Origin of the sequence: Bacteroides acidifaciens (assembly GCF_903181435.1) — a bacterium.
Lineage (GTDB): Bacteria > Bacteroidota > Bacteroidia > Bacteroidales > Bacteroidaceae > Bacteroides.
Genome location: NZ_CAEUHO010000008.1, coordinates 17,599 through 27,577 on the forward strand (window position 1 = coordinate 17,599; position 9,979 = coordinate 27,577).

Annotated in this window: 8 protein-coding genes; 6 read left to right on the top strand and 2 right to left on the bottom strand. The window is 42.2% G+C overall.

Translation table 11 applies throughout. The annotated features are described in order from the left end of the window. The first annotated feature begins 11 nt into the window (after window positions 1-11). From CLIN57ABFB40_RS20070 to CLIN57ABFB40_RS20080, 3 genes are read left to right on the top strand one after another with little or no spacing between them, the layout of a single operon-like run. On the top strand, window positions 12-1,502 hold the full coding sequence (locus CLIN57ABFB40_RS20070) for a RagB/SusD family nutrient uptake outer membrane protein (RefSeq protein ID WP_175631645.1): 1,491 nt from the start codon (window positions 12-14) through the stop codon (window positions 1,500-1,502). Window positions 1,503-1,522: 20 nt separating this feature from the next. Continuing rightward, window positions 1,523-2,803, top strand: a complete 1,281-nt coding sequence (locus CLIN57ABFB40_RS20075) for a hypothetical protein (protein WP_175631646.1) — start codon at window positions 1,523-1,525, stop codon at window positions 2,801-2,803. Window positions 2,804-2,841: 38 nt separating this feature from the next. Beyond that, complete coding sequence (locus CLIN57ABFB40_RS20080) at window positions 2,842-3,942, top strand: TlpA disulfide reductase family protein (RefSeq protein WP_175631647.1); 1,101 nt, start codon at window positions 2,842-2,844, stop codon at window positions 3,940-3,942. A 151-nt stretch (window positions 3,943-4,093) separates the two neighbouring features. Here CLIN57ABFB40_RS20080 and CLIN57ABFB40_RS20085 read toward each other — a convergent pair whose 3' ends face one another. Then, window positions 4,094-4,939, bottom strand: coding sequence for an AraC family transcriptional regulator (locus tag CLIN57ABFB40_RS20085; RefSeq protein WP_175631648.1), 846 nt, complete (start codon window positions 4,937-4,939; stop codon window positions 4,094-4,096). A 142-nt stretch (window positions 4,940-5,081) separates the two neighbouring features. Beyond that, window positions 5,082-6,116 (bottom strand): TIGR04086 family membrane protein, encoded by a 1,035-nt coding sequence (locus CLIN57ABFB40_RS20090; protein ID WP_175631649.1) that lies wholly within the window; start codon window positions 6,114-6,116, stop codon window positions 5,082-5,084. A 198-nt stretch (window positions 6,117-6,314) separates the two neighbouring features. Here CLIN57ABFB40_RS20090 and CLIN57ABFB40_RS20095 point away from each other — a divergent pair, with 198 nt between their 5' ends. The 3 genes from CLIN57ABFB40_RS20095 (at window position 6,315) to CLIN57ABFB40_RS20105 (ending at window position 9,721) form a co-directional block, all read left to right on the top strand. Beyond that, window positions 6,315-7,538, top strand: coding sequence for an NAD(P)/FAD-dependent oxidoreductase (locus CLIN57ABFB40_RS20095; protein WP_175631650.1), 1,224 nt, complete (start codon window positions 6,315-6,317; stop codon window positions 7,536-7,538). An 88-nt stretch (window positions 7,539-7,626) separates the two neighbouring features. Next, window positions 7,627-8,403, top strand: a complete 777-nt coding sequence (locus CLIN57ABFB40_RS20100) for a hypothetical protein (RefSeq protein ID WP_175631651.1) — start codon at window positions 7,627-7,629, stop codon at window positions 8,401-8,403. A gap of 49 nt (window positions 8,404-8,452) precedes the next feature. Next, a complete protein-coding gene (locus tag CLIN57ABFB40_RS20105) occupies window positions 8,453-9,721 on the top strand; it encodes a tetratricopeptide repeat protein (RefSeq protein WP_175631652.1) in 1,269 nt (422 codons plus the stop codon). Window positions 9,722-9,979 lie beyond the last annotated feature (258 nt).

Sequence of the window (9,979 nt, forward strand, 5' to 3'; positions counted from 1 at the left end):
CAAGGAGAATTATGAAGAAAATAAGTATATTAGTTGGAAGTCTGTTATGCATTCTGACAACATCGTGTGACAAGTTTCTCGAACTTACGCCGCGTGATCAAAAGGTAGTCAGTACGATAGAAGATTATCGGGATATAATGGCAAGTTTCATGTATTATCTGAAAACACCGGATATGCCCCGACAGGAAAGAATTTTCGGTATAGATATCTTTACAGTACCTTTTCATTCGGAAGTTCATGGTAATCTTGCCGTTTACACCGGAGAGGTGAATATCAATACAGGTTCTTCCCAATATTATGATAAGAAAGCCGGTGATTATACACAAACGGGGAAGAGTATGCAGACCTGGCTGATGAGTAACGAAGAGGCCTGGCGGCAGTATTATAATTTTTTAGGTCCTATAAACCTCATTATTTCAGATATCAGTACGGCAGAAGGGGATAATGAACATTTACGTAATTATGTGAAAGGCGAGGCACTTGTATGGAGGGCTTACACTTATTTTAAATTGCTGCAATATTATGCTCCTTACAAGGATAACAATTATGGAATTCCTGTTTATCTGACTCCTCAAATGGAGATAGGTACTACTATGCCGTCACGTGAGACGCAGCAAACTGTTTTCGGGCAAATATTTGCTGATTGTAACACTGCATTCGATTTGTTAGAGCAGACACCGACGAATGAGTGGAATTTTATATGGCGGAAAGATTTTATTCATGCCATGCTGGCAAGTGTCTATACATGGAAAGCGATGTCCGGTGCGGCAGAACCTTCCGATTGGGAGGATGCAGCAAGACATGCTGTGGAAGCCATGAAAGGACGGTCGTTGACGCATTCTGCGGAAACTCTGAAACGGGTATTCGACTGTTCGACGGCAGCATATACTGTAGAATTGACGAACGACGAATTCTTCGTGAGAATAATGGACGGAGAATATACCAATGTCTGTGATTTGTATAGTACCTATCTGCAAGATAACGTAAGTGACGGAAGAATTACTGCTGCTTATGCTTCTTTCTTTACTGACAGTGATATCCGAAAAAGTGTGTGGTTTAAAAATGGTATGTATAATAATAAATACAATATGATGGGGGAAAACGGGAAATGCAGAGGTTGTCTGGTGCCTTTCCGCTTGGCGGAAATGTGTCTTATCAAAGCCGAAGCATTATGCAGACAAGGAAAAGATGGAGAAGCACGCAATGTTTTAACCGATTTCTATAATGCACGTTATACTTCTGTTCCTGAGGTGCCATCCGGACACGAAGCGTTATTGAGTGCGATTCTTGATGAACGTAACCGGGAGTTCTATCAGGAGGGGGATTTCCGTTGGCTGGATATGAAGCGTCTGGGGATAAGGATGGAACGGACGATTAGCGGAGAGAGACATGTGTTGGCCCCTGACGATTTCCGTTATAGTTTCCCTATTCCGGCACGGGAGATGAAGCTCAACAAGAATATGGTGCAGAATCCGGGTTGGGAAAAAATCATCATTTATTAACTCTTCAAAAAAAGACCATTATGACTAAGAAAACAATCATACGCTTTTTGGGAATGGCGTTGATGCTACAAGTGTTTTTGGCTTGCAGTCCTGACGATTATACATACCATGACAACAGTGTCATGAGCATTGAAGATATAGCTCATATAGAGTTGATAGCCAATCAGAGAATGCTGCTTGCCGATGGCAGGGCGCAATTGGAACTCTATCCTCGTTTATTTACCAAAGATAATTATCTGATTCCTGACGAACGGATACAGAACGACTGGTTAGAATATACTTCAGAATCAGGCATTGCCTTGCAACGTTACTTTTCTACCAGTGACGCTTTTCTTATTGGAAAAACGATAACGGCAAAGTTGAAAATAAAAGGCACTCAGTTGGAGTCCAATTCTGTATCATTTCAAGTGGTGGAACCGTTGGACCGGCAATATACATCGGAAATACGCATTCCGGTTGTTTTTCATATCATCCAGACAACGGAAGATATTGAATCTTTTGGGGGAGCTTATAAACAGGAACAGATAGAACAGGTGCTTCGTAAATTGAATTATATGTTCAGCGGAGAAACCACGCAGAACCCTGTAGGGGTGGATACTCATATCCGTCTGGTACTTGCCGGCTATGAACCGGATGGTAGCCGGATGATGGAACCGGGTATCAACCGGTTCACGACGAAGGAAATTGATGCCACTAATAATTATGAGGATTTTCTGGCGGAACACCATCTGATATGGCCCGCTGGACAGTATATGAATATATGGCTTATTTCTGATCGTGGCAGTGTGAGCGGAACTTTCTCAAAAGTTAGTAACCGTTGTATGCCTCAGTATGTTCCGGCAGATGCGCAAGGAATGCCTGAAGGTATTGAATGGAAAGAATATCAGGATGAGCCTTTGCTTGCCAAGGACTTGGGGGTACTCTACAAGTTACAGGAACTAGATAAAATAGACCGGAATTTTAAAGTTAGCGAGTATGAGCCGGGATATAATGAGATTGGTTATTACATCGGGCGGTATTTGGGGTTATTGTCTACTTGTAATTATATGAATGATGAGGTTGGTACGGATTATTGTGATGATACATTGAATTATATAAGGGACGAATCTAAACCGGGAAGGAACGAAACATGGTATAAAGAGAGCGAAGGGTGTTACTTCCGCGCGGAGAATATTATGGATGACCCGACAGGCGGGCATTGCTCCATTTCGCGCGATCAGTGCATGAGAATGAGGTGGGTGCTGAATAACTGTGTCGGACGCTCGGCATGGAAATCGGATTTTGCATTCGAAGGCAAATAAAAAATGTATTGAAACATATTTATATTTAAATGAATTATATGAAGTATTCTATTTTTTCAGCCGTTGCCTGTATGTTGATGGGGTGTATGGCTTGTACGGGAAATGCCGGTTATAAAATTACCGGAACAGTGGAAAATGCGCAAGAAGGCGACACAGTAATCCTTCAGGAAGCGGTGAATGGAGATTTGTCTCCGTTGGAAACGACGGTGATTCGGAACGGATATTTTACTTTTGAAGGAAAGCAGGACTCTACGATTTGCCGTTATATCACTAGTAAGATAGACGGACGTGAATATATGGTCGACTTCTTTTTGGAAAATGGCAATATTACTGTCAGTTTAGCCAAGGAGGCTGTTTCCGCTACTGGAACCTATATTAACGATATTCATCAAAAAGTCCGTGAGGTGGTGGATAAGGCGGTTGCCGAAATAGATGAGGCTTATGCTTTCTTGCGTGATACAACTTTGACAGACGAACAACGTAAGGAGGGAGAACAACAGGTAAGACTGAAGGAGGCGGCATATTATCAGATTGTCAAAGATTGTATGAAGCAACAAATTACCAATCTTGTCGGTGTTTCTCTTTTCAAACAAATGTATCGTGAAAATACGTTGGAAGAAAACGACTCATTATTGCAACAGGTGCCTGCTATCTATCAGACAGACCAAACCATTATGAAAATCAAAGATAGGGTGGAGAATGGAAAGAACACAATGGTCGGTAAAAAGTTTGCGGATTTTGAACTACAGACTTTATCAGGCGGGACAAAAAGACTTTCGGACTTTGTCGGTAAGGGAAAAGTCGTTTTATTGGATTTTTGGGCTAGTTGGTGCGGACCTTGTCTGAAAGAAATGCCAAACCTTGTGGCGGCTTATGACAAATATATGAATAAAGGTTTTGAAGTGATAGGTATATCGCTGGATGAAGACGAAGAAGACTGGCGGGGTGCCGTAGAACATTTGAAAATCTCTTGGCCGCAACTGTCCGATCTTAAAGGGTGGAAATGCAAGGCTGCCAAACTGTATGCGATACAGAGTATTCCTTATACTGTGTTGATTGACGGAGAGGGAACGATTATATGCAGAGATCTTCGGGGGGAAGAACTTCAAAAAAAGTTGGAAGAAGTTTTAAAGGATTGACAAACGCTCTGTTCATAAACGAGCGTTGCTATATCTAGCAAATACTTATTTGACAATACTACAAGCGAGAGTTCTGCTTCATAAAGGATTCTTGCTTGTAGTTTGTCCTGCTATTTGGCAGGAAATTAAAAAGTCTTTCTTGCTGTTCGATTTATCCTTTATTCCGGTATTCCAAAGGAGTCATTTCGGTATGTCTCTTGAAGTATCGGCAGAAAAGGGAAATGTTAGGAAAATTTAGTGCATCGGATATTGATTGTATGGAGGCGCTTGATAGTTTCAACTGTGATTTGGCATCCATGATTACCATGTATGAGATAAAATCTATGCATGTTCTTCCTGTTACCTGTTTGACTACTGTGCACAAGTACACTTGGGTTACTCCCAGCTTTTTGGCATACCAGGCGACTTTTCTGTTTTGTGCGTAATGATAGAATACTAATTGTGCGAAAGTTCGGCATAACTGTTCATTCCTTGAAAGATGTAATGTATCTGCCTCTCTGTGTTTATATAGTATAGATATGCCAGTGTGTGCGTTCAGATGTACATTGTATGTAACTCTTTTCTTTGTTTTTTCATCCATTGATAGGTACAACCGCCGTAAAAATAAGAAATGAGTTTTTATCATATTAGCTTCTGTCGGTTTCAAGATTAGTTTGGCTTTTCCTAATGCGACATATAAAGTTTCGGGTAGGATATTTTCGGAAATACGATGTTCTATGTAGTGTTGCGAAAATCCTAGGATATGAAATTCTGAGTTATTGTCTATTCTGTGGATTTGTAATATACTTCCCGGGGTAAGTATAATCAGGTCATTAGCTTTTGCTGTTATTCGGTTTATATTGACTGTAGCTTCTATTTCTCCTTCCATACAAAGTAATAATAGCTCGCATTTCAGACGTACGGGATGATCGGAGTATTTTTTGAAGAAATCTTGGTTAACATTAGTGTAAACAATCCAATCACTAGGCAAATCTATCTTCGGAATTTTCTTTTTCATATTTCTACTTTGGGTACAAATATAAACATAAAAGTGAATAAATAATATTGCAGATTACTTTTTTGTATGTTGTGAGAACAATATATAATAAAGAGGCCTGCCCGATATGACGACAAGCCTCTTTATTTCAGCTTAATGAATATCAGATATCCACCCTTTCCTGTGTTTTCTTGCCACCGTATGCACCAGCAGCACAACATAATGCGGCTCCGACCAAAAGAGCGAAGAATGAAATCAAGGCAGACCGTGCAGCAGCATCTGTTGCTTTGTCGGCAGCTACAAGTGCCTTATGTTTGATTTCTTTCCATTCTTGTGCCGCCTTTTGCAGATTAGCTTCCAGCTTGTCTATCTGTTCTCCGGCTTCTGCACGTGCGTTATCTATCAGATTCATATACTGATCCACTGTCTTGTCCGCTTCTGCTTTGGACATATTAGTGTTGTTGGCTATCGCTTTGGACAAATCGTTCCGGTCAATCTTTTGACTTAGATTCTCCGCACGCTGTTTCAGGCGATCCAGAAAACTGTTGATGGCTTCATCCGCTTCCTGAGGAGAGGCGACAATTTCCTTGACGGATTTACTTAAGTCATCTTTTACCTCTTCCAGTTGTTTGTTCAGATAGTCCGGCTGCAACTCCTTCACGTTGCTTTTAATTAGCGCGGTACGAATGTTCTGCGGAATGTTTTCTTCTTTCAAAGTACCGCTGAAATCAATCTTCCCGAACAAATCTTCTGCTTTCTCCGATAATGCGGAAACGCCATTCCCGACAATACTTCCTGCTCCGGATAATACGTTGCCGGTGACTGATGAGACAGCTCCCAAGGCATTGGCGGTCATTTTTGCTGCTCCGACAGCCAGGAAGATTCCCAATATGGCGGCAACGATAAGGGTTGTTGCCCAGACAAGAAAACCATGTATCATTCCATCCATGCCCGCTAGTTTTCCTGCAACAAAACCGCCTGCTGCCATACTGACAATCAGTATGATGGCAGAACCGATGCCGACAGCAGTGCCTATGCCTGATGCCGGATGTTCGGACAGAGGATCGAGCATGAATAGTCCGATACTTGAATTTAGGATAGATAGCAATACGGATATTGCCAGTACGGTCATTACACCACCGAAAACGCTGCCCCAGGATATCCTGTCCTTAAGGTCAGCCAAACTTAATTTTCTCATAATTGTAAGGTTTTTAAGTTAATATTGTATTCATACTTCAGAAAGAAAACAGCGCGAAAAGATTTTTGTTTGGTAATTTTTGTAATGACATTTGCGTATTGTGTTAAAAAAATGAATATCCTACGAACCATATTTTTCATGTGCTGTTGTTTCAAATGAGAACGTAACTAGTGTCGAATCAGTATATTTAGTTGTATTATGGACTTACATTCAGGATTGCCCTATTGGGTTATTAAAAACTCGTTATTGGATTATTTTCATCCATTGGAGGATGATTTCTCTACGGATATTGTAGTGGTTGGCTCCGGGATAACCGGTGCTTTGATGGTGCACGAATTGTGCAGTGCCGGTTTGAAATGTTGTGTCGTTGACAAGCGCAGCATTGCGACGGGAAGCTCTGCGGCGAGTACTGCTTTGTTACAATATGAAATAGATGTTCCTCTTTGCCGTATGTCGGAAATGATTGGGGAGGATAATGCTATATCCGCATACCGTGCGTGTTTACAGTCGATTTCCGACATTGAAAAGGTATTGGAATCGACGGGGGTGGATGGTTGTTTTGAGAGGGTACCAAGTCTGTTCTATGCCAGCACTCCGAAAGATGAGCAACTTGTGAAGGAAGAATATGAAATGAGGAAAAAGCATAATCTGCCTGTCCGTTTGCTCGGGAAAGAAGAGATAAAGAAACATTATAAGCTGGAAGCACCGGGCTGTGGACTGTTGAACGAGATGTCAGCGCAAATTGACGCTTATAGAGCAGCTACCGGTCTGTTGCTTTATCATATGAAGAAAGACGGATTGGAAGTTTTTACTCATACGGGTGTAAAGGAGTGTGTTGAGAAGCAGGGAGGATATGTCATAGAAACGGACGGAGGACATAAGATTAATTGTAAATATGTGATTGTGGCGGCCGGATTTGAAGCCGGAAAGTTCCTGCCGCAGGAGATTATGGATTTGACGTCAACGTATGCACTGGTGTCACATCCGGTGAATCCCGATGAACTTTGGCCTGAGCACTGTCTGATATGGGAAACTGCTGATCCGTATTTATATATCCGGACTACCGGTGGCAACCGTATCATCATTGGCGGTGAAGACGAGAAATTCTGCGATCCGGAACGTCGTGATGCCTTGCTTAGAAAGAAAACTCGTATATTGGAAAAGAAATTCAAGAAATTGTTTCCGGATATTCCTTTCAAAACTGAGATGGCATGGTGCGGCACGTTCAGTACCACAAAAGATGGTTTGCCTTTTATCGGTACGTGGCCTGGTAAGGAGCGGATGTTCTTTGATTTGGGATATGGCGGAAACGGCATAACTTTCAGTATGATTGGTGCACAGATTATATGTAGGCAAATACAGGGCATGGAGGATGAGCGCAGCAAAATCTTCGGCTATGAAAGGATTGAAAAATATTGGTGAGCAAAAGAACGATTTGGAAAAGAATTGCTCTTATTTTGAAAATATCTCTTTACTTTTGCATTAGCAAAACTTTTTAAGAGTGCATTAAATGGGCTTTTCATTCTTTAAACAAATTTTTTCGGGGAAAAAGCAAAAGATAGAAAAGATCGAACCGTCGGAACCGTCCATGCAGTTTGTGTTGAACTATTCGGAAGGTCGTGAACAGACGTCACGAGTCTCCAAAGAAGAAATTCGGCGGGCGATCGATAATCTTGATGAATATGGGGACATATGGCTTAGTAACTGTCGTACTGTAATTACTCCTTACGGCAACTGTTCGGGGATATCGTGTATGGCTGTGCCGGATGGCAATCCGCAGGTTGCCGTATATTTCGCTATGGCTGATGGGTTGACGAGGCATGTCAGTGGTGGGTATAGAACGGATGATATTGTCCAGATGTTTTATAACTACTTCGAACGGCTTGAAATTCCGGAAATCAGTGATTGGGAGAAAGGGCATTACACTCCGGTGCCTCCTGACGATGAGCCGTATTATCTGTATGTGGACAACGAAGAATACAAATATATCACTTATGAAGATGTTTTAGCGGCTCTCGAGAATCTCGAAGCCGGTAAATGCACTTCGATGTTGTTGAAGACTCCCGGTTGCCAGAACGGTTATCTGGAAGTGAGAGGGACGAAAGACGATTATATCGTTGAGACAGGGGGGAATAATGAAGAAGGAGATTGGGTGGTGTTTATGACTCATGCCCCTTATATCGGGCGTGTCAGATACTGGCTTTACAATTATTATCATAAACGTGAATTTCCCCGGATGACGGATGAATGGAAGGACATAACGGAGGAAGTCGCCAACGATGAATAAAGGATAAATGACTTATCGAAAGAAAACGGATATACAATAATTTGTAACAATGAAACACAGTGAAACGGTAGCTGTTGCCATTGACAAAATATGGAAAAGCTACGACAAAGAACAAATGTGGGAAGGGTATGAACTTCTGCGTCAGGCAGCGGAAAAGGGAGATGCAGATGCTTGCTGCTATCTTGGACGGTGCCATTTGGGGGAAGAATTTGTCTGGTGCGGGGCGGAATTTCCCGTAGATGAGGAACTGGCGTCCCGATTGATAAAGGAGAGTGTGCGTTTAGGTAGTGCCGATGGGGTATTGTGTGCCTTGCGTACCGGCAACTTGTCTCCCGCAGTTCGGAAAACGATGCCTTTCGCTTCGCTTGAGGAAGCTTTTACGACGGTGCAGCAGCAGGCGCAGGAGGGAGATGCCTTTAGTCAGTATATGGTGGGAAATGCCCTGTTCTATGGCGATTATCTCGTTATTCGTGGCGACGAAGAAAGCCGCAAGTACAATTCTGAAGATGAATATTACGCTTTTGCTTATCCCATAGCAACACAATACTATGAAAACTCGTTCGATAATGGTCTACCGGCTGCATTCGGCAATTATCGTACGATTTATGAGTCCGGACTGGCGGATATCGATGAAGAGGTATACGAAAACTATCTGAAACAGCTTGCTGATACAGGTGATCCGCTTACTTGCAATGACTATGGCAAGTTGCTGGAAGATGAATATGATGATGCGGAAGGAGCCTTTCATTATTATTCGATGGCAGTAGAGCGCGGGGATGTCCAGTCCGCCTATAATGTGGCAGTGTGTTACGGAACCGGTTATGGCGTTGATGAAGATTTGGATAAGGCCTTTGAGAATTATATGATAGCAGCGGAAGCAGGCAACGCAAAAGCACAGTTCCAGATAGGGAACTTTTATTTTGAAGGGCGTGGCAATATTGCACAGGATTATGCTAAGGCGGTGGTATGGTTGAATAAAGCGTATCAAAATATGGATACTGAGGACTCCTGGCAACCGGCAGCTGAGCTTGCTATCTGTTATCAAAATGGTCTTGGTACTTTTCAGGATGATGATGCCGCTTTCGAATTCCTTTCCGAGATAGAAGAAAATGATATGCTTGGTGAGGTGTGGGAGCCTCTTGATGCCATGGTACTGAATGCTCTTGGTGTTGCTTATGGATTCGGACGAGGGACAGAGCAGGATATACCTCAAGCGATAGAGTACTTCGATCGTGCTATAGAATATGATTCGGACGAGGCGAAAAGGAACAAGGCTTGCTTTAAGAAAACACTTTTCGGTGGTTGGAAGATGAGATAGCGGTATTGAAAACAGAAATAAGTATAATGTACAGGTGCAATGGAATTACTCCCTGGCATCTGTACATCTTAATGGGACGTAACGCATAATTCGGATGGAAGAACTGCGGTGTTAAAAGTGCTGTCTGCAATACAGGCAACAATCGGACCTTTAATAGTTTCTTAGAGTTTGCTGTATAATGGTGTAGTGTTCACTACACAAAAGCAACTATCTCGGGTGACAAAATGATAGCTTTTATCTTTTTCTTTGAAAAAATGT